We start from the raw sequence: 21,306 nt of genomic DNA on the forward strand, positions 1-21,306 counted from the left end.
GCTTCATTGCTGTGTTTTTTAGGTTTTTATTTTAGGTAATGTGGTCAAAAATAGGATGTAATTAAACCCATAAAAAATGAAAAGAAAACATATTGGTCTGCTATTACTAATTCCAATAATTATTATAGCTTTTTTATACACTTCTAAAATTCAAAAAGATAAATGGGTAAAAGAAGCTTCAGAAATTAAATACTCTAAAGAAAGAGAAAACGAAGTTTGGGGCGAAATTTTACGGGGCAAAAATCCTGCTCTATTCTACGGCACACCTTTGTATGATTTGGCTGAGACCTTATCAGGTGCTATCTGGTTTAGAAACAATGAAGAAATAGCAAAACTCATTGATGCTCTACCTAAAGAATATATCAATTTTCAAGAAGGCAAATTTGGAATGACCATAGGGCAATTTGCCCTAGAAACAAACAATATGTTTGCCATTCGCAAACTTCTGGATAAAGGACTTAATCCTAACTTGATGGATAAAAGTGGCAATGCCATTATTATTGACATTAATAATTCTGTATATACTAATTTACCTGAAAGTTTGCAAACCCTGAAGTATATGATAAAAAAGGGAGCCAATGTAAATTTATATTCGGAAAAAGCACAATCAGGAACACCTTTAATTGAAGCAAGCAAAAGAGGAAAACTCGTGAATGTAAAATTATTGGTTGAAGCTGGGGCTAATCCACATTTTATTGACGAATTAGGTTATGCATTTAAGACTCCATTAAGTGCTGCATTATCTTATAAGCAAATAGAAGTTGTTAATTATTTAATATTCGATCAAAAGGTCGATTTTAGAACGCTAAAGTTTCCAAGTACTTCTAAATTTCATCCTGGAGACTATGAAATATTATATAATCTTAGAGAAATGTTTTTTGAGTTAAATAGTAAAAAGTATCAAGAAAAAATGAGATTAGTTGCTTATTTAAAAACACAAGGCTTGGATTACTGGAAAACACCTATTGAAGAACGTTTTAGAAATAATCCTAATTACACCCCAGAATATTTGAGTAAATATTAAAGTTCCAAACAATAGTAAAGACCTGAAAAAGATAGCTTCATTGCTGTGTTTTTTTAGGTTTTTATTTAAAAAAATAGAATCACGTTCTTATGCCTGTTTTTGGGACAAAGTAGTTATGCCCAGGAAGGTTGGGAGGATGAGGAGGAATGGTATACGAATGAGAGTTGGGATAGTAATGACAATGATTATACTGATAATTGGCAAGATTTCTTATCGGAATGGTTCGGACTTGACATAGCAGGTATAACCGATGGCGGTAATTTCCTGCTTTCCAATGGTGATTATTTTTACCCGGACAGTGGTAATCTAGACGAAGTACTTATTAATTCATATCATGTTTCTGAGCAATATGAATATGTACCGATTGGCGAGAATAACGGGAATCCTGGTGGTGATGAATCGGAAGAAACCGTTGATGATCCCACTGATAACTGCAGCATATCGTATTGTATGCCAGGGTATACACTCGAAAATTGCGAATGTGTTAAAATATCTTGCACAACAACCTGTGACACTGGATACAAATTAAATGATGAAACCTGTGAGTGTGAAGAATTACCACCTTGTTTTGGTTCTTTAAGTGAATTAGAAACATCAAATGCGTTTGATACAAATAAAATCTTCAACAGCTTTGAATCATTTCTAAGCGATTTTGGAATTGAGACTGATTTAATAGTTTATTTGAAAGAGAGTAAATTATTTGATCCAAGTAAATTGTCTGAAACTTTACAATCATATATCAAAACATCCGAATATCTTGGTAATACAGGAGATGCTCTTGGAATTGGTTTAAGTGTAGCTACATATTTAGATGAACCAAAGACAGAAAACCTATTAAGAGTATCTTTTGACGTAGGCACTTTAGCATTACCCCCAGGTACATCTTTGGCTATTAGCTTCGTTGAACTATTCGAACTTAGAGATGGAGAAACAATAATTGACCTTCTACTTATTGAAGCATCAAAAGCTATAGAAAAGCTAATTGATTGTAATTTAGGCACAGGTATACATGGCTTGCTATTTTAAAACAATAGAAATGATTTTTTTTAAATATATTATCTCTACAATATATAAAGGAGCATTACAATCCGAAAGTCTAAAATAAAAAGTGCCTGAGAATCCCGTATTTTTGATTTTGCGAAACAAATAATACTTTATGGGACTCTTCAGGCGAAACAAAAATATCAAAAAACCAGTTATTCGACAAATTATTGAGCTTGTTCCTAGATGGATGATTACATCTTGTGCAAAAAAAAAACAGATCAGACAAAGGATGTAGTAAATACAAGACTTATGACCAATTTGTTGCTTTAACTTACGGACAGCTAAATAAATGTTACACTTTAAATGATATTTCCACTGGAATTGGGGTTAGCGAGACTTTTATTGAAGATTTAGGATTGACCCAAAATCCAGCAAGATCCACTATGAGTGATGGCAATAAAAAACGAGATTGGAAAGTTTTTGAGTCTTTGTATTACAAGCTATTGTCCCATTATGAAAGAGTTCTAAAAAGCGAGTCCGGGTGAAATATTATCAAAGAGATTAAAGACCAAAACATAAAATTGATTGACAGTACCACTATCAGCCTGTGCTTGAATATGTTTGATTGGGCATAGTTTCGGACAGCAAAAGGAGGGTTGAAAATACACACCTGCTGGGATGACAATTTGCAAATTCCAGATTTGGTAAATATAACTGAAGCAAAAACACATGACCGCTACGGTATCGATCAGTTGGTTTTTTCAAAAGGCACTATTGTTGTGGAAGACAGGGCTTATTTTGATTTTACATTGATGCTACATCGGATTCAAGCTGAAAATGTTTTTGTTACTCGAATTAAAACACATACATTGTACGAATCCATCCAGGAATTGGACTTGCCCGATAAAGAATACCAAGATATCATTAAGGACGAAATTATTGTTTTAAATAGTAATAAAGCCATAGAGACAGGTATTAACGAGTGCAAACTAAGGTTAGTTCATGTTTATAAGGAAGATGAAAATAAAGTTATTGAAATAATAACCAATAATTTAGAATGGTCGGCTAGAACAATAGCCGATTTGTATAAAAAGAGATGGGATATAGAATTGTTTTTCAAAGCGATGAAGCAAAACCTACAGATAAAAACATTCCTAGGCACAAGTGAAAATGCAGTTAAATCGCAAATTTTTATCGCATTGATCAGTTACTTATTGGTTGAATTAATAAACAGAACAATATCTAAAAAGACAAAGTCTTTCTCTAATCTGGTTGAGAAAATTAGAATCTGTTTAGTGTATTATCTAAGTTTAGATTATGTATGCAATCAAGTTGGAGATGGAGCCAAAAAAATAAGGTCAGAACCAAAATTACAATTCAGTTCTGACTTATTTTCAGCATAATTTTATAATTAAATCCTGTTTACAAGGTGCAGGAACTGATATTGTTTTTTTTGGTAAAAGTTTCGGATAGCTGTGTTAATTTATTAAAAAATAACAAAACAACAAAGGTTGGTATCAAAGGTAAAAGTAGAAAGAGGTTGGGTTAACGGTTATCTCGCATATCTTATCAAATTATGATGCGTTTGCCATGCAACATATGATACTTTTTGTTATTTAGGATTAAAATATTATAAATTATTGATTTTTAATGCATTAATCTATTCGTTGATTTCTTTATTTCTCAAATCATTATTTCTAAAAATTGTTAATTTTAAATACAATGTATTGATAATACGTTAAAAATACAGTAAATTATTTTTTTTATTTGTTAATAGTAAAAAAATGTGTAATAATTTTATTTCTTTCAAAAATAAAGTATATATTTGGTAAACCAAATTAAACAACCAATTTGGTAAACCAACAAATCGCATTCTAGACCCGATAAGTTGGTTATCTATTAACCGAATAAATTAACCTTTAAACATTACCAATGAAAAAAAACATTTTATTTAAAACAGTTTTAGGATGTGCTTCAGTGGCACTTTTAACAATTTTTAATAGTTGTTCGCCTGGCGGAGATGAAACAAGTCCTATTGTACAAGATGAAACAAGTCTTATTGTACAAGAAAAAACAAAAGGAACTGCCATAACAGCAAGAGCTGCATTGGCTCAGTATGATTTTAGTAAATTTGATGGAGAAACTAGTTCTGGAAATGGAGGCACTATTAGTGATAGAGCCTACTTTAATCCTTCAACAACAGATAATACAACTTTTTTTGACGTTTCTTCTTCAGGTTACAGAGTATTTAAATGTTTTGCTGCATATGGTAACAGAACAGAAATTAAGGAAAAAAAAGGTGAAGAATCCCCTATAACCGCTGATAAAGACATGGAATATATTGCTAAATTGGAAAGTATTCCTTCAGACGGAGTTACCGTTGCCCAGATTCACAATAGGCATCCAGATGTAAATCGCCCTTTAACAAGAGTTTTTGTAAAAAGTGGTGTGTTTTACATTAGAACAACAACCAACAATCCAAATTCTTCTTCAGGAACATATTCGACAGTTACTGGACCTAATTATACTTCGGGAACGGATTATACATTAAGAATTAGATTTATGAGTGCTGGATATGCAACAATCACAATAACTACAACTAGTTCAACTATAACTAAAGACATAACACCATCAGTTAATTGGAACAGTTATTCGAGCACATATTATGTAAAAGCTGGAGTTTATACAGGAGGTAGCGACGTTGCGCCAAAACTATCTATGAAAGCATTTGATTTTGACAGAGTATATTAAAAAACATGAATTAATTTAAATGTATTTTTAATACATCGAAATATAGAAGCCGTCTCAAACATGAGGCGGTTTTTTTAATTTGAGTTTATTTGGCGGGATTTTTTTATTTTTCTGAAAAAGTCAATAAAGTTGTTTACAACGATGTGTTAAATTATAAATTAGCTCGAAAAGGATATTGCATATAAACAAATATTTGATGTGTTTATATTCTGTAAAATACGTAAAATCCCCAGCTGGCGCGAGCTGAAATGACGCAAATGCTAGTGCGAGCATCTTGCTCGTACCCACAAAGTTGAAAAACAAACTACAACCCTAAAAAGTTGTAGTTTTTTTTGCTATAACTTAACAAGAAGGACAAGCACTAACTGGAATATGGGCAGAACAAGAGGGTGATTCTGTAAACTTTAAAGCCACACTCGAAGAAAAAATAATCGTATTTGAGGATTCTAAAATTGACCGCCTTAACCGTTATGTAGAACCTGTACTAAAAACCTACAAATTCAAGCAAGCAAAATTGCAAGTTTTGGAATATCAAGACGATGTGTATATAGTAGGCAACTTGCAGCTGTATAACATCAAGCAGCACGAAAACGAAAAACCCATGTACATTATCCTAGAGCGAAAAATAAGTCCTGAGGAAACCGGAGAACCAGAACTAACCACCCAAGCTATTGTTTCGCAACTTGTGGTCTACCCTAATCCTGTAACCAGCACCAGTTTTAAACTGAGTTTTGAGCTCGCTGCCCAAACCGATATTAGTATCGGCATCTACGATTTTACAGGATTCTTGGTAAGCACCCAAAAACTCACTACCACAAGCACAGGACCACAAGAACAAATAATCCCCTTTACTGCGCCAGCAGGCAACTATATCCTGAACTTGTACTATAACGACCAAGTAATAAAAACCATTTTAATTAAAAAATAAGAGCCATGAAGAAAAAATATTTTATATTAGTGCTCACGTTCTTTTGCCTGTTTGTGGGACATAGCAGTTATGCGCAGGAAGGCTGGGATGATGAGGATGAATGGGATTGTGGAGAATTAGACGAAGTGTGTGTGGGTGCTGGTTGTCCTGATTTTTTTGACGACCCGTTTTTTGACGACCCGATAGAAGCGCCTGAACCACCCGACGTACTTCCTGATAATGATTTTGATAGTCCGGATGATACTGATCCCTTGCCTGATGTATCTATACAAGGAATAAATACTAATGGTCCAGGTAAAGATTATGTCCCAAATAGTACTGATAAGTTAGTAAAACCCGGAATTGTTACAACATGTGATATACAAGCTAACCTCCCTGTATGTGTGCTGACATCTCTTGAGGTAACACTTAACAATGTTCTGGGGTTGACAGTAACCGCAAAACAAATTGACACAGCCGCAGCGTTAAGTACTGGAAGTTTATATTTTGCAAAGAATGGTTTAACACCATCGCAAGCGGTAACATTTATTAACAGTTTTTGCGTTACCGAAGCCTTAACAAAAACCGATTTTAAAACGGCTATTGATAATGGCAAAACTTTTTTAACCGACATAAAAACAGATACAATAATAACTCCTGACAAGAATTTTCCCAATGACAGATCAAAAGATACAACCCTAATAGTCACTCACAGTGTTGCGGTAATAGGCTTATGATCAGGCCGGCAACTTTATTTATATAGACCCCGCGCTAGGCAAGGCCCAAGTGGCACCGGCGGCAGACATGGGATTTTCGTATTCAATAATAATAACAGGAAAAAAATAATATAAAAAGTAAAAAATATGAAAACAATTATCACAATTATCACAATCATGCTATTATTCTTGTCAAATGACAAAGTACAAGCCCAGGATTTAACAGATACAAAAAGTTTATTAAAAAGCAAAACATGGGTAATGAACGAAGCTTTAAAAATAACGATGCGCGTTACCGACACCGAAATGATTTATTATGCTGAGGATGAATTCTTGGGTTCAGAAAAATATCATTTGTCTGACAAAAACTGTATTGATGCCTCTTATGACCCTGCAAAAGTAGGTTTGGTCTCCGCTGGAAATTATATTTTTGACGAAAAAGGTGGTTGTTCTTATATTAAGTTTGCCAATCCGTCCGAATTTAAGATGGGAAGTTCTACTCCTGAAAATACTGGTACTGTTTGGATTACCGTTTTTGCAAAGCCTTGATTACAAACACAGGCAGATAAAAACAAGTCCTGATGACGACAATTCTGGGGATTATGGTGATGATGAAACCCGACGTCCTAGATATATAGTAAATCTATCGTCAAAAGGATAGCGCGATTTTGCAAACCATATCTACAGACGAGAACAGCTAAGAACATTCAAAAAAAAAGCTATATCCACAAAAAAGGATATAGCTTTTATGGATTTAAACAAGAAACCTCATATTCCAAATAATACCGACAAGAAGGTTTAACACCATCGCAAGCGGTAACATTTATTAACAGTTTTTGCACTACAGAAGCCTTAACAAAAAACGATTTTAAAACAGCTATTGATAATGGCAAAACTTTTTTAACCGACATAAAAACAGAAACAAAAACAACTCCAGATCCTGCTTTCCCCAATGACCGATCGAAAGATATAACCCTAATAGTTACTCATAGTGTTGCGGTAATAGGCTATGATCAGGCTGGCAACTATATTTATATAGACCCTGCGCTAGGCATTGCCCAAGTGGCACCGGCGGCAGATATGGGATTTTCGTATTCAATAATAATAACAGGAAAAAAATAATATAAAAAGTAAAAAAATGAAAGCAATTACAACAATTATCACAATCATGCTATTATTCTTGTCAAGTGACAAAATACAAGCCCAAGATTTAACAGATACAAAAAGTTTATTAAAAAGTAAAATATGGATAACAAATGCAGGTAGAAAGGCAACGATGCGTTTTACCGACACCGAAATTATTTATTATATTAATGATGAGTTTTTTGGTTCACAAAAATATCATTTGTCGGACAAAAACTATATTGATGCCTCTTATGACCATGCAAAAGTAGGTTTGGTCTCCACTGGAAATTATATTTTTTATGAAAAAGATGGGTGTTCTTATATTAAGTTTGTCAATCCGTCCGAATTTAAGATGGGAACTCCTACTACCGAAGGTCCCGTATGGATTACTGTTGTCGCAAAGCCTTGATATTTGATATTTGTTGAAATACTAAACAACAAAAAACATGAAAGCAATTACAACAATTATCACAATCATGCTATTATTCTTGTCAAATGACAAAATACAAGCCCAGGATTTAACAGATACAAAAAGTTTATTAAAAAGCAAAATATGGGTATTGAACGAAGCTTTAAAAATAACGATGCGTTTTACCGACACCGAAATTATTTTTTATATTAATGATGAGTTTTTTGGTTCACAAAAATATCATTTGTCGGACAAAAACTGTATTGATGCCTCTTATGACCCTGCAAAAGTAGGTTTGGTAGATGCTGGAAATTATATTTTTTATGAAAAAGATAAATGTTCTTTTATTGTGTTTATAAATCCGTCAGAATTTAAGATGGGAACTTATTATAGTCCAACAAGATCAGAATGGACAGTAATTATTGCAAAACCTTGATTATTTGAGGTTTGTTGAAATAGTAAACGACAAAAAATATGAAAGCAATTACAACAATTATCACAATCATGCTATTGTTCTTGTCAAATGACAAAGTACAAGCCCAGGATTTAACAGATACAAAAAGTTTATTAAAAAGCAAAACATGGGTAATAAACGAAGCTTTAAAAATAACGATGCGCGTTACCGACACCGAAATTATTTTATATATAGATAATGAATTCGTGGGTTCAGTAAAATACCATTTATCGGACAAAAACTGTATGGATGCCTCTGGCTCACTTTGTCAGTTTGGTTGTTAGTTTAAATTTACGAATAATTTATTATGCAAATCTAAAGGCTGGCGCGAGCAAAAATGACGGCAATTTATGATGAAATTTAAAATCAATTTAGTACTTACTCAATTTTGCATTTAGCATAAATTCTTCTACTTTATCCACCATATTAGCACTTCCGCAGAAGAAAGGGCATCTTTCGTGTAGTTCGGTTGGAACGATTTCCATAATTCTCGAAAATCCGTCTGAGGCTTTTCCGCCAGCTTGTTCCGTTATGAACGCCATTGGGTTGCATTCGTATAAAAGGCGCAATTTTCCTTTAGGTGATTTGGCACTTGTAGGATACAAATAAATACCTCCTTTTATCAAATTTCGGTGAATGTCTGGCGCCAAACTTCCAATATATCTTGAAGTGTAAGGTCTGTCGCCCTCTTCTGTTTGGCAATATTTGATATAGTCTTTGATTCCTCTTGGAAAATGAATATAATTTCCTTCATTAACAGAATAGACCGTTCCGTCAATAGGGAATTTCATCTTTGGATGCGACAAATAGAAAGTTCCAATAGCAGGATTCAAAGTGAAACCATTTACACCGTGCCCTGTGGTATAGACTAGAATCGTTGATGTTCCGTAAAGTACATAACCAGCAGCGACTTGAGCAGTTCCGGGTTGCAAAAAATCTTCCTTAGTTACAGGAGTTCCCACTTCGGAGATTCTTCTGTAAACCGAAAAAATGGTTCCAACAGATGCATTTACATCAATGTTAGAAGAACCGTCCAAGGGATCCATCAATATTACATATTTATTATTATTTCCTTCATCGTTCCCTTGTACGGTAATAAAATCGTCGTTTTCTTCTGAAACAATACCGCAAACAATTTCTCGATTAATTAAGGTTTTAATAAAAACTTCATTGGAATAAACATCTAGTTTTTGTTGGTCTTCGCCTTGAACATTTTTTTCGCCAACACCACCAATGATGTCAACTAATCCTGCCTTGTTTACTTTGTAACTGACCACTTTTGCAGCCAATTTGATAGAGTTGAAGATGCGTGACAACTCACCCGACGAGTATTGAAATTCCTTTTGGTTTTCAATGATAAATTCCCCTAAAGTTAGGTTGTTTTCTTTCATTTTGAATTGGTCTTAGAGTAGTTAGTTTGTTTTATTTTTTGATATATTTTACAATATCTAGTTTTGTTTTTTTCAATTCTTCTACGGCAATTTTGTTTACTTGGGTGGCTCCTTTTATGCCAAGATGCGTGTCATCGGCTTTATCTTCCCTGTAATAAGGAATTTCACTAGCCTTGAAATGCAAATGTTATTGTTTTGATTTCTCTGGACCATACGATTACTCTAATAATTCAGTATAATATTCCATATCGATGAAGGGAACGTTGAATTCTTGGGCTACCAAGCGAACTTCCATAGTATATTCGCGGAGAGTACTTATCAAAACACCTTTTTCATTGAAATTTAGTCAAAACCAAACTTGGATGTGTTTGTGATTTTACATTTATATATAAAAATGTCAAAAGTATAATTAGTACTATCCTTGCTTTATTAATTGTGTTCATAATTTATTTTATAATTTCCTTCTTGTGAAATAATTCTCCAAACTTTAGTTTCCATTTTTATCTTGACTAAAGTCTTTTTATTATGTTGTAGTTCTCGACTATTACCAATCATTCAAAAAAAAAATATTGGTTAACCAGTTTGGTTCTCCAAATATATTGTTTATTATTAAGACAAAAAATAAAAAAGGCCTTTTTTATTTTTTTTTTTTGAAAAAATGTAAAATAAAAAGAGAATATTCTTTGAGTATATTTTTAAAAAATTTGTTTAGTAGGAACAAATAAAAATGAATAAAAAACTATAGTAAACGATATAAATTAGAAATAAAACTTAATTTCTGGACTTTAAATATAAGTCAAATCAAATATTAGAAATTCTTACACGATAAATATTGACATTTTCTTACAAGAATAATTGAACAATTTATTAAAAAAAGACACTATTTATTTAGTAACTGTTTAAATTTTATTTTTAAAGCCTGTTTATCATCAATTTGAGTATTGCAAGTTGTATAATTGCTTCGCTAGTTTTGTGTGATATTCAAAATTTGTGCTCAATCTTCTGTAACTTTCAAACCAAGAGAAAATTACTTTCTACTATCGATCTTTTTGGAAGTATTTTAAATTTTTCTTCTTTGTCAGTTCTTAAAACTACTTCTAGCAAGAAATTCAAATTATTCTTTACATTATCAATTAGCTCTCCTCTGTAACCTCCATCATCAAAGATCTTTACAAGTCTATAAAACTGCCCTTTTAATTTTTCAAGAACTTCAAAAGCAGCCTTGCTATCGTGCCTATTTGCAGCGTGAACTACAACTAATAATAATAAGCCCAAAGTATCCACTACAATATGTCTTTTTCTTCCTTTTACTTTTTTACCTCCATCAAAACTCCTATTTCCACACCTTTTCGGGTTGTTTTAACAGACAGACTATCAATAATTCCTACGCTTGGAGTTTCCTTTTTTTTGTGCTTCTTTCTAACTTTTTCTCTAATAACTTCGTGGATAAAATCTATAGTTCCATTATTTTTCCATTTCGTAAAAAAGTAATAAACTAACTCCCATTTAGGGAAATCTTTTGGAAGTATTCTCCATTGGCAACCTGTCTTAACCAAATAAAATTTAGCATTGAAAATCACTCTTAAACAATCAGGACAAACGCACCAGTTTTTCATGAAAAAACCATATAATTAACTGAATATAAAGGATTTAATGCTTGTTTTACAATTAAAAATATTTTGTATTATACTGATAATAAGTATGTTAAATGATATTTTATAACTAATAAATTAATTAAGATTTTTGAGCAATTAGAAGATAATAGACGTAGTTTAAGCAAGCTTCACAACTTAAATGACATCCTTGTTATGGCAATAATTGCGGTAATTTGTGTGGCAGATTCGTGGAATGATATTCAAGAGTATTGTCTTGCAAAAGGGGAATGGCTTTCAAAATTTTTGAAATTGCAGAATGGAATTCCATCGCACGATACTTTTAACAGAGTTGTTAGTAGTATTGATAGTCAGTCTTTTGAAAAGTATTTTATAGAATGGGTAAGCACTTTGATTACTTTAACAGGACAAAAAGAAATCATTAATATTGATGGGAAAACTATTCGAGGTGCAAAGCAACACGGGAAAAAATCTCCAATTCATATGGTAAGCGCTTGGGCTTGTGAAAATAATTTGGTTTTAGGTCAAATAAAAGTCAATGAAAAATCAAACGAAATTACGACGATTCCAGAATTACTAGAAATATTAAGCCTAGAAAATAGTATCATAACCATTGATGCGATGGGCTGCCAGAAGGAAATCGTATCGAAGATAATAGAACAAAAAGCAGATTATGGGTTAGCTGTCAAAGAAAATCAAGCGCAACTCTTTGAAAATATTGAAGATGAGTTTAGATTTTCCAATGAAATAAAAACTTCGCAGGATGTAGATTGTGGGCACGGAAGAATTGAAACTCGTAAATGCAGTGTGATAAGCAACTTTATGCACATTGAAAATCAAAACAAGTGGAAAAATTTCAGGACCATTATACGAATAGAAAGTACTCGAGAATTTAAAAATAGAGATAAACCACAGGAGAATGCTGTGCGATATTATATTGCAAGTTTGAATGCAAAAGCAGCAGAATTTCAACATATTATTCGCTCCCATTGGTCGAAAATAAATTACATTGGACACTAGACGTTGCTTTTTTAGAAGATCAGAGTAGAAAACGAGACCAGAGTGCTGCCCAAAATTTCTCCGTACTCAATAAAATAGATCTTAATTTATTAAAAAATGATAAAACAACGAAGGTTGGTATCAAAGGAAAAAGGAAGAAAGCAGGTTGGGATAACGATTATCTCGAATATCTAATCAAATGATGATGCGTTTGCCCTGCTTAAACAATACTTTCTTTTACGTTTATCCTCTAAAATGTTTAATATTGTTTTCCATTGACTTTCAAAGAGATTTGTTGAATATTTTTTTATTTTATGTGGTTGATAACCAAAAAATTACAAAAATTTATTGATTTAACAAACTGATAATCAAGATCTTATTTGTTTAGTTTTAAAATTTAAACAGTTACTAAATGTTTCCCTGTTTTTTTTGTAAATTTGCTATTGATTTACAAGGAATTTTATTGAAAATGAATGCAATTAGCACCATTACTAAATCGTTACCGATAGTATTTTATGAATCGTGTAAACTACTCTTAATTAGCCACTTTCGGATTTATTAATCTTTTTAAACAAAAAAAAGGCCTTGATTTTATCAAGGCCTTTTAAGAAAAAATTTAATTTGATATTATAATCCAGGTAAATCACCACCTTCTTTAGTTGGAAGGTCTGAAGAACCCATTAAGTAAATGTCAACTTGTCTAGCAGCTTCTCTACCTTCAGAGATTGCCCAAACAATTAATGATTGTCCACGACGCATATCGCCAGCAGTAAAAATATTTGGAATGTTAGTTTGGTATTTACCATATTCCGCTTTATAATTGCTTCTGAAATCCAATTCTAACCCTAACTGGCTACTTATAGTTTTTTCAGGACCAGTAAACCCTAAGGCTAATAAAGCCAAATCACAAGGCCATATTTTTTCGGTACCTTCCACTTCAATTAATTCAGGGCGTTGTCCCGGAACTAATTTCCATTCTACATTTATAGTTTTAAGAGCAGTTAATTTACCATTGGCATCTTTGATGAATTCTTTGGTATTAATCAACCAGTTTCTCTCACAACCTTCTTTATGTGAAGAAGAAGTTTTTAACTGTAAAGGCCAAAAAGGCCAAGGAGTAGTTTCACTTCTTCCTACTGGAGGTTTTGGCATAATTTCGAAGTTTGTAACTGATTTTGCACCGTGACGGTTAGATGTACCTACACAGTCAGAACCAGTATCTCCACCACCTATTACGATAACATCTTTTCCAGTTGCTAGTACTTGATTCTCTACTTTTTGACCAAAAACAACTTTGGTTTGTTGGGTTAAGAAATCCATTGCTTGAACCACTCCATCTGCATCAGCACCTGGAGTTGGTAAGCCTCTTCTTTCTGTAGCTCCACCGCAAAGAACAATTGAATCAAATGCTTTTAAATCGTTGATATCGTAGTTTACACCAACATTGGTATTTGTTTTAAAAGTGATTCCTTCTAATTCTAATATCGCTAAACGACGGTCAATAATTCCTTTTTCTAATTTGAAATTTGGAATTCCATATCGTAACAATCCTCCGATAGCATCATCTCTTTCGAATACAGTAACTAAGTGTCCTGCTCTATTTAATTGTTGTGCTGCAGCTAATCCAGCTGGTCCTGAACCTACAACAGCAACAGATTTACCTGTTCTTGTTTTTGGAGGTTGCGGTTTGATCCATCCTTCTGCGAATGCACGTTCAACAATGCTTTTTTCAAGATTTTCAATAGAAACGGGCTCTTCAATAAGTCCTAATACACATGATTTTTCGCATGGAGCTGGACACAAACGACCAGTAAATTCTGGAAAATTATTTGTAGAATGTAATATCCAAGACGCTTTTTGCCATTCACCTTGGTGAACCATATGATTGAAATCGGGTATCAAATTGCCAAGAGGACATCCACTATGACAAAAAGGAATACCACAATCCATGCAGCGAGATCCTTGTTTTGTAATTTCAGCTTCACTTAATGGTACTGTAAATTCATTATAATTTACTACACGTTGTTTTACATCTGTGTATGATTCATCTTTTCTTTCGAATTCTTTAAAACCTGTAACTTTTCCCATTGTATTATGCTGTTAATTCTTCAACCATTTGTTCTTCTGTTTCCAAACGTTTTAACGCTTTTTTGTACTCTGTAGGCATTATTTTCACAAAATTATTTAAGCTAGTTGTCCAGTTTGTTAGTAATTCAGTACCTCTAGTGCTTTTTGTATAGCGTACGTGTTTTTCAATCAAAGCTTTCAATTCATTAGCTTCTTCAGTTTCTATATCTTCAAATTCGATTGACTCTGTATTACATAATCCGTTTACGAATTTATTTTCAGGGTCATATATATATGCGATACCACCACTCATTCCTGCAGCAAAATTTCGTCCAGTTTTACCTAAAACAACAACTTTACCACCTGTCATATATTCGCAACCGTGATCTCCAACTCCTTCTACAACAGCAGTTGCCCCAGAGTTTCTAACTGCAAAACGTTCTCCAGCAATTCCATTTATGTAAGCTTCTCCTTCAACTGCACCAAATAAACAAACGTTTCCAACAATTACGTTGTTTTCAGCAACGAAAGTAGCTTTTGCTGGTTTTTTGATGATTAATTTAGCTCCAGAAAGTCCTTTTCCTAAATAGTCATTTGTGTTTCCTTCAACGGTGAATGTTAATCCATGTGCGCTAAAAGCACCTAAACTTTGACCAGCAGAACCAGTGAAGTTTATATTCAAGGTATCTTCAGGTAATCCAAGGTAACCGTATATTTTAGATATTTCATTACTTACAATAGCACCAACAGATCGGTTGGTATTGTTGATTGGGTAATGTAAAGTCATTTTTTCTTTTCTGTATATTGCACGATGAGAATCTTTCAAGATTTGGAAATCAAGAACATTTTCTAAATTATGATCTTGTTTCTCTGTGTTTTTAACAATCATTTCACCATAGCCAGTAGGAGTGTGTAAGATTGAAGATAAGTCTAATCCTTTTGCTTTATAATGGGTAATGGCTTTATTGGAGTTAATTTTATGGGTTTGACCAATCATTTCATCCATAGTTCTAAAACCTAATTGAGCCATAATACCTCTTAATTCTTCAGCAACATAAAAGAAGAAATTAATAACGTGTTCTGGAGTTCCTTTAAAGTTTTTACGCAAGGTTTTATCTTGAGTTGCGATTCCAACAGGGCAAGTATTTAAATGACACTTACGCATCATGATACAACCTGATGCTACCAATGGAGCTGTTGCAAAACCAAATTCTTCTGCACCCAATAAAGCTGCAATTGCAACATCACGACCTGTTTTTAATTGACCGTCACATTCTACAACGATTCGACTTCTTAAGTTGTTTAAAACTAAAGTTTGTTGCGCTTCGGCTAATCCAAGTTCCCATGGTAAACCTGCGTGTTTTAATGATGTTAAAGGTGAAGCTCCTGTTCCACCATCATAACCTGCAATTAAAACAACATCTGCTTTTGCTTTAGATACACCAGCAGCAATTGTTCCAACACCTACTTCAGAAACTAATTTCACGTTAATACGTGCTTCTCTGTTGGCGTTTTTTAAGTCGAAAATTAATTGTGCTAAATCTTCAATGGAGTAAATATCATGGTGTGGTGGAGGAGAAATCAATCCTACGTATGGAGTTGAGTTTCTAGCTGAAGCTATCCAAGGCAATACTTTTTCCCCAGGTAATTGTCCACCTTCTCCAGGTTTTGCACCTTGAGCCATTTTAATTTGAATTTCTTTTGCACTTGATAAATAGTGAGAAGTTACTCCAAAACGTCCAGAAGCTACTTGTTTAATAGCAGAGTTACGACTGTCACCATTGATGTCTGGTTGAAAACGTTTTCTATCTTCACCCCCTTCACCAGAATTCGATTTACCTCCAATTCGGTTCATAGCAATAGCTAAATTCTCATGTGCTTCTCTAGAAATAGACCCGTAAGACATCGCTCCTGTTTTGAAACGTTTTACAATATCTGTCCATGGTTCCACTTCTTCTAATGGTATAGGATTTAAGTTGTCAAATTCGAACAATCCACGAATGGTCATTAAATTCTTGGCTTGATCATTTACAGCGTTTGCATATTCATCATAGCTAGTTTGATCACTTAGTCTTACTGCTTGTTGTAATTTTGCAATTGTTGTAGGATTGAACATATGGCGTTCTCCATTACGTCTCCATCTATATTCCCCACCAATGTTTAAGCCTAATCGATTAGGTATTAAATTATCTGGATAAGCATATTTGTATCTTTCGGTAATTTCTTTTTCAATTTCATACAATCCAATACCTTGAATTCTAGAAGCGGTATATGGGAAATATTTTTCAACGAATTTAGAATTGAATCCAACAATCTCAAAAATTTGAGAACCTCTGTACGAGTGTAAAGTAGAGATTCCAATTTTGTTCATGATTTTTAAAATACCTGAACCAATTGCTTTGTTGAAGTTGTGAACAGCTTTTTCTTCATCTATACCGGTAATAAAACCTTCGCGAACTTGAACGCGGATGATTTCATTTACCATATAAGGATTAATGGCACTTGCACCATATCCAAACAAAGTAGCAAAATGATGGGGTTCACGTGGTTCAGCTGATTCAATAATAATATCAAAATAAGAACGCTTACGCAAACGGTTCATTTGATGATGAACATAAGAACAAGCTAATAATGAAGGAATAGGAGCAAACTCCTTATTAACACCTCTATCGGATAAGATAATGATGTTGGTACCTCTTTCTAAAGCTTTCGTGATTTGGATAATAATATCCTCCAAAGCATCTTCAAGTCCATTCAATCCTTTATCTTTTGGATACAATATTTCTATTGTTTCTGTTTTGAAATTATCGATTGAAATGTTTCTGATTTTTTCTAAATCATTATTAGAAATAACAGGATTTTGGATTCTTAATTTTCTGCATTGTTTGCTAGAAATATCAAAAATGTTACGGTCTTGTCCTAATGCTAAACTGATGTCAGTAACAATCTCTTCACGAATTCCATCCAAAGGAGGATTAGTAACTTGTGCAAATAATTGTTTGAAATAGTTTGAAATTAATTGAGGTCTATCTGATAAAACAGCTAGAGGAGTATCTGTACCCATTGAACCCAAAGTTTCTTTAGCAGATTGAGCCATTGGGGTAATCATATCCTGAATATCTTCTAACGTATAGTTGAAAAGACGCTCTCTTGTAACTAAATCGATAGTTTCAATTGGACAAACTTCAGAAGTACTTGGTACATCTTTTAAGTTTAGTCTATATTTATCTAACCATTCCTGATATGGTCTTTCAGAAACAATTTTGCTTTTTATTTCTTCATCATTTATAATTCGTCCTTCGTTCATATCAACTAAGAACATTTTACCTGGTTCCAATCTACCGTGACTTTCTACATCTTCAGGTTCTATTTCTACAACACCAATTTCTGATGCCATAATCAGTTTTCCACTTTTAGTAACAGTATATCTAGAAGGTCTTAATCCATTACGGTCTAATAATGCTCCTACATAATCCCCATCTGAGAAAGGAACTGAAGCAGGACCATCCCATGGTTCCATGATACAAGCATTGTATTCATAGAATGCTTTTCTTTCAGGAGACATTGTTTTGTGTTTTTCCCATGCTTCTGGAATCATCATCATCATTACTTCAGGTAATGTTCTTCCAGTATGCATTAGTAATTCAACCACCATGTCCATAGAAGCTGAATCCGACTTTCCAGGAATAATAATTGGGAACAATTTGTCAATTTGTGGACCAAAAACTTCGCTTTTCATGATTTCCTCACGAACACGCATTCTACTTACGTTACCACGTAAAGTGTTAATCTCACCATTTTGACATATATATCTAAAAGGTTGAGCTAATTCCCATGATGGCATTGTGTTTGTAGAAAAACGTTGATGAACTAAAGCGAGACGCGTTACTAAATCAGTTTGTTGTAAATCGGTATAATACGGTCCAATATCTTCTGGCATAATTATACCTTTATATATTAAAGTCGTAGTAGATAAACTAGGAATATAAAAATAAGGGCTTTCAGATATTTTCGAATTGATTATTGCGTGCTCCGTAATTTTACGTGCAGCATATAATTTTGCTTTAAATATTGCATCTTCAATGGGTTCACTTTTTCCAATAAAGATTTGTTCTATTTTTGGTTCAGATGCTAAAGCAATAGGACCTAATTGAGAAGAATCTACTGGAACTTCTCTCCATCCTAAAATAGTTAAACCTTGATTTTTTATTTCTTCTTCAAATGTTGCTTTACAAAAATCATATTGATTTTCGGTTTTTGGTAAAAAAACCATACCTACAGCATATTCTCTAGCTTTTGGTAGTTTAAATTCACAAACTCTATTAAAGTATTCGTGGGGTATATCAATTAATAGACCTGCACCGTCACCAGTTTTTCCATCAGAGCTAACACCTCCACGGTGTTCAAGTCTAACAAGGATTTCTAATGCGTCGTGTATAATTTGATTTGTTTTCTCGCCTTTAAGGTTACAGATGAATCCAGCCCCACAGTTTTCATGCTCGAATTCTGGTAAATAAAGACCTTGTTCTTTAATTTTCATGACTTGATAATTTTTATGCAAAAATAAAGATTTCATTAAATATAATGAATTTTAAACTGTTCTTACTTTCTATTTTTACAGTAATAATAGAAAAATGATTTTATATTGACAATTATTCAATCTTATACTTTGAAATTGATAAATTGATAATTTTTATTATTAACTAAAGAATAATTTAACATTAATTGAATGTAATTTTTGCTTCTTTTTTATTTACTTAATCGTTATAGTAGTTTAAAACTTAATAATTAAGTGCTAAATTTTAATTTATTCGATTGAGTAATGAATGATTTCGACTCAAAAACACAACTAATAATTTAGTTATTTAGGTGTGAATTATTTATCAGAAAAAAAGATTTTAATTTTAAGATGAATTTATCTATTTTTGTCCCACACTATTCCAGAAATAAATTTAGGAATTTGTCAAAAACTTTAATATGGATATACACGAATACCAAGGAAAAGAAATTTTAGCCAGTTATGGCGTTAAAGTGCAACGTGGATATGTGGCAAACAATCCACAAGAAGCAGTTGCAGCTGCAAAACAGTTAACAGCCGAAACCGGTACAGGATGGCATGTTATAAAAGCTCAGGTTCACGCAGGTGGACGTGGAAAAGGTGGAGGTGTTAAATTGGCCAAAAACCTTCAACAAGTTGAAGAAATTTCAAGTCAGATAATCGGAATGCAATTGGTTACTCCACAAACTTCAGCCGAAGGAAAAAAAGTGCATAAAGTATTAGTTGCCGAAGACGTATATTATCCTGGTGAAAGTGAAACTTCAGAGTTTTATATGTCAGTTTTGCTAAACAGAGGAACAGGTCGCAATATGATTATGTATTCTACTGAAGGTGGAATGGATATTGAAGAAGTTGCTGAACATACTCCTCATTTAATTTTTACTGAAGAAATTGACCCTTCTGTTGGGTTACAAGGTTTTCAAGCAAGAAGAATTGCTTTTAATTTAGGTCTTTCTGGAAATGCTTTTAAAGAAATGCTTCAGTTTGTGAGTGCATTATACAATGCTTATATTGGTTCTGATGCTTCAATGTTTGAAATTAATCCAGTTTTAAAAACTTCGGATAATAAGATTATAGCCGTTGATGCCAAAGTAAATTTAGATGATAATGCATTATTCAGACATCCAAAATTGGCTGAAATGCGTGATGTTCGTGAAGAAAACCCAATCGAAGTAGAAGCAAAAGAAGCAGGTTTAAATTACGTAGATCTTGATGGAACTGTTGGATGTATGGTAAATGGTGCTGGATTAGCCATGGCAACCATGGATTTAATTAAATATGCCGGTTTTGAACCAGCAAATTTCTTAGACGTTGGTGGAACTGCCGATGCAAAACGTGTGGAATTAGCTTTCCGTATCATTTTGAAGGATCCAAACGTAAAAGCAATTTTAATTAACATCTTTGGTGGAATCGTTCGTTGTGACCGTGTGGCTCAAGGTGTTGTTGATGCCTACAAAAACATGGGTGATGCTATAAAAGTGCCAATTATTGTTCGTTTACAAGGTACCAATGCTGAGATTGCAAAAGAATTAATTGATAATTCTGGAATGCCAATTTTATCTGCAGTTCAATTTCAAGAAGCTGCCGATCAAGTTCAAGCTGCATTGTCATAATATAAACAATATTAATTATATGAAAACCATTCTTTACTTTGTAGAGAATGGTTTTTTTATATAAAAAAAACAGCTTAAAATAGTAATCTTAAACTGTTTGTTTTTAGTTAAATGAATAATGTTAGATAGATTCTAGTTCTTGTGGAATAGTAGACTCTTCGTATGTTGGACCATATAAGCCTGGGACTCTATTTCCTGTAGCTCTAAGATATACAATCATTTCCCCACGATGATGATATAAATGATTCATTAAGAAACCTCTAATTACTTGAATTCTTGCCATAGGAGCCATGATTTCTTTATCTCCCATTTTCATGGACCAATTTTCGTATAAACGTTCTTCTTTTAGGTTCTCTAAATGTGTTTTTGCTTTTTTAACATTTTCTTCAAATTTAGCCACAATATTTGAAGCTTTAGAAATATCGCCTTTATCGTATTTATAAGTTGCCATATCAAACACGTTATCTTCAATAGTATTGTAGTACCAATTATAAACTTCAGCGATATGTGAAGCTAATTGTCCAGTGGTCCATGAGATTTCAGATGGTTTGTAGTTTAACGCACTATCTGGAATTGCCATTAATAAATTACGGGTGTTTTCTACTTCGTGTAAAAATTCACCTAAAAGATCTTTTGTAATCATAATTATTAAAATTTAAGATTACCAAATTTACTTAATAACTAACTTCTTGAAA

17 protein-coding genes and 2 pseudogenes are annotated in these 21,306 nt (G+C 33.0%); 12 read left to right on the plus strand and 7 right to left on the minus strand.

Annotation, left to right across the window (positions count from 1 at the left end; translation table 11 throughout):
* Window positions 1-76: 76 nt before the first annotated feature.
* The 10 genes and pseudogenes from E0F76_RS05415 to E0F76_RS05460 all read left to right on the plus strand — a co-directional run bounded on the left by E0F76_RS05415 (window position 77) and on the right by E0F76_RS05460 (window position 8,654).
* The gene (locus E0F76_RS05415; protein ID WP_132002445.1) at window positions 77-1,024 is read left to right on the plus strand and encodes an ankyrin repeat domain-containing protein; all 948 of its coding nucleotides are present in this window, start codon (window positions 77-79) and stop codon (window positions 1,022-1,024) included.
* A 99-nt stretch (window positions 1,025-1,123) separates the two neighbouring features.
* Window positions 1,124-2,050: a hypothetical protein gene (locus E0F76_RS05420; RefSeq protein ID WP_132002448.1), complete on the plus strand. Its 927-nt coding sequence runs from the start codon at window positions 1,124-1,126 to the stop codon at window positions 2,048-2,050.
* A 130-nt stretch (window positions 2,051-2,180) separates the two neighbouring features.
* Window positions 2,181-3,411, plus strand: a pseudogene (locus E0F76_RS05425) (IS4 family transposase).
* A 529-nt stretch (window positions 3,412-3,940) separates the two neighbouring features.
* A complete protein-coding gene (locus E0F76_RS05430) occupies window positions 3,941-4,759 on the plus strand; it encodes a polysaccharide lyase family 7 protein (protein WP_132002451.1) in 819 nt (272 codons plus the stop codon).
* A gap of 523 nt (window positions 4,760-5,282) precedes the next feature.
* Window positions 5,283-5,687, plus strand: coding sequence for a T9SS type A sorting domain-containing protein (locus E0F76_RS05435; RefSeq protein ID WP_132002454.1), 405 nt, complete (start codon window positions 5,283-5,285; stop codon window positions 5,685-5,687).
* 29 nt (window positions 5,688-5,716) lie between these two features.
* Complete coding sequence (locus E0F76_RS05440) at window positions 5,717-6,403, plus strand: hypothetical protein (protein ID WP_132002457.1); 687 nt, start codon at window positions 5,717-5,719, stop codon at window positions 6,401-6,403.
* 126 nt (window positions 6,404-6,529) lie between these two features.
* Entirely contained in the window at window positions 6,530-6,931 is a 402-nt protein-coding gene (locus E0F76_RS05445; RefSeq protein ID WP_132002460.1) for a hypothetical protein, read from the plus strand.
* 589 nt (window positions 6,932-7,520) lie between these two features.
* Entirely contained in the window at window positions 7,521-7,916 is a 396-nt protein-coding gene (locus E0F76_RS05450) for a hypothetical protein (RefSeq protein ID WP_132002463.1), read from the plus strand.
* 37 nt (window positions 7,917-7,953) lie between these two features.
* Window positions 7,954-8,352: a hypothetical protein gene (locus tag E0F76_RS05455; protein ID WP_132002466.1), complete on the plus strand. Its 399-nt coding sequence runs from the start codon at window positions 7,954-7,956 to the stop codon at window positions 8,350-8,352.
* Between the two features lie 38 nt (window positions 8,353-8,390).
* Entirely contained in the window at window positions 8,391-8,654 is a 264-nt protein-coding gene (locus tag E0F76_RS05460; RefSeq protein ID WP_132002469.1) for a hypothetical protein, read from the plus strand.
* Window positions 8,655-8,741: 87 nt separating this feature from the next.
* Here E0F76_RS05460 and fbp read toward each other — a convergent pair whose 3' ends face one another.
* The 4 genes from fbp to E0F76_RS05480 form a co-directional block, all read right to left on the minus strand.
* A complete protein-coding gene (gene fbp / locus E0F76_RS05465; RefSeq protein ID WP_132002472.1) occupies window positions 8,742-9,761 on the minus strand; it encodes a class 1 fructose-bisphosphatase in 1,020 nt (339 codons plus the stop codon).
* 31 nt (window positions 9,762-9,792) lie between these two features.
* Window positions 9,793-9,945: a hypothetical protein gene (locus E0F76_RS19440; protein WP_181954032.1), complete on the minus strand. Its 153-nt coding sequence runs from the start codon at window positions 9,943-9,945 to the stop codon at window positions 9,793-9,795.
* A gap of 827 nt (window positions 9,946-10,772) precedes the next feature.
* A complete protein-coding gene (locus E0F76_RS05475; protein ID WP_246021988.1) occupies window positions 10,773-11,045 on the minus strand; it encodes a transposase in 273 nt (90 codons plus the stop codon).
* 23 nt (window positions 11,046-11,068) lie between these two features.
* Window positions 11,069-11,377: a transposase gene (locus E0F76_RS05480; RefSeq protein WP_132002479.1), complete on the minus strand. Its 309-nt coding sequence runs from the start codon at window positions 11,375-11,377 to the stop codon at window positions 11,069-11,071.
* 102 nt (window positions 11,378-11,479) lie between these two features.
* Between E0F76_RS05480 and E0F76_RS05485 the strand changes: the two are divergent.
* A pseudogene (locus E0F76_RS05485) lies at window positions 11,480-12,576 on the plus strand (ISAs1 family transposase).
* 424 nt (window positions 12,577-13,000) lie between these two features.
* On the opposite strand, the gene E0F76_RS05490 reads toward E0F76_RS05485, so the two are convergent.
* Window positions 13,001-14,461 carry a glutamate synthase subunit beta gene (locus E0F76_RS05490; RefSeq protein WP_132002482.1) on the minus strand — a complete coding sequence of 487 codons (1,461 nt, stop codon included), beginning with the start codon at window positions 14,459-14,461 and terminating at the stop codon, window positions 13,001-13,003.
* 4 nt (window positions 14,462-14,465) lie between these two features.
* A complete protein-coding gene (gene gltB / locus E0F76_RS05495) occupies window positions 14,466-18,980 on the minus strand; it encodes a glutamate synthase large subunit (RefSeq protein WP_456236436.1) in 4,515 nt (1,504 codons plus the stop codon).
* 437 nt (window positions 18,981-19,417) lie between these two features.
* Here gltB and sucC point away from each other — a divergent pair, with 437 nt between their 5' ends.
* On the plus strand, window positions 19,418-20,611 hold the full coding sequence (sucC, locus tag E0F76_RS05500; protein ID WP_132002485.1) for an ADP-forming succinate--CoA ligase subunit beta: 1,194 nt from the start codon (window positions 19,418-19,420) through the stop codon (window positions 20,609-20,611).
* A 121-nt stretch (window positions 20,612-20,732) separates the two neighbouring features.
* Here the strand turns inward: sucC and E0F76_RS05505 are convergent, their stop codons facing one another.
* Complete coding sequence (locus tag E0F76_RS05505) at window positions 20,733-21,254, minus strand: DinB family protein (RefSeq protein WP_132002488.1); 522 nt, start codon at window positions 21,252-21,254, stop codon at window positions 20,733-20,735.
* Between the last annotated feature and the right edge of the window lie 52 nt (window positions 21,255-21,306).

The sequence above is a fragment of the Flavobacterium cellulosilyticum genome (assembly GCF_004349355.1).
Taxonomy (GTDB): Bacteria; Bacteroidota; Bacteroidia; order Flavobacteriales; family Flavobacteriaceae; genus Flavobacterium; species Flavobacterium cellulosilyticum.

Excerpts from the sequence above, each read along its gene's own strand:
- E0F76_RS05455 (WP_132002466.1), top strand. The coding sequence starts at position 7,954 with ATGAAAGCAATTACAACAATTATCACAATCATGCTATTATTCTTGTCA.
- gltB (WP_456236436.1), bottom strand. The coding sequence starts at position 18,980 with ATGAAAATTAAAGAACAAGGTCTTTATTTACCAGAATTCGAGCATGAA.
- E0F76_RS05450 (WP_132002463.1), top strand. The coding sequence starts at position 7,521 with ATGAAAGCAATTACAACAATTATCACAATCATGCTATTATTCTTGTCA.
- E0F76_RS05490 (WP_132002482.1), bottom strand. The coding sequence starts at position 14,461 with ATGGGAAAAGTTACAGGTTTTAAAGAATTCGAAAGAAAAGATGAATCA.
- E0F76_RS05480 (WP_132002479.1), bottom strand. The coding sequence starts at position 11,377 with ATGAAAAACTGGTGCGTTTGTCCTGATTGTTTAAGAGTGATTTTCAAT.
- fbp (WP_132002472.1), bottom strand. The coding sequence starts at position 9,761 with ATGAAAGAAAACAACCTAACTTTAGGGGAATTTATCATTGAAAACCAA.
- E0F76_RS05460 (WP_132002469.1), top strand. The coding sequence starts at position 8,391 with ATGAAAGCAATTACAACAATTATCACAATCATGCTATTGTTCTTGTCA.
- E0F76_RS05445 (WP_132002460.1), top strand. The coding sequence starts at position 6,530 with ATGAAAACAATTATCACAATTATCACAATCATGCTATTATTCTTGTCA.
- sucC (WP_132002485.1), top strand. The coding sequence starts at position 19,418 with ATGGATATACACGAATACCAAGGAAAAGAAATTTTAGCCAGTTATGGC.
- E0F76_RS05430 (WP_132002451.1), top strand. The coding sequence starts at position 3,941 with ATGAAAAAAAACATTTTATTTAAAACAGTTTTAGGATGTGCTTCAGTG.
- E0F76_RS05505 (WP_132002488.1), bottom strand. The coding sequence starts at position 21,254 with ATGATTACAAAAGATCTTTTAGGTGAATTTTTACACGAAGTAGAAAAC.
- E0F76_RS05415 (WP_132002445.1), top strand. The coding sequence starts at position 77 with ATGAAAAGAAAACATATTGGTCTGCTATTACTAATTCCAATAATTATT.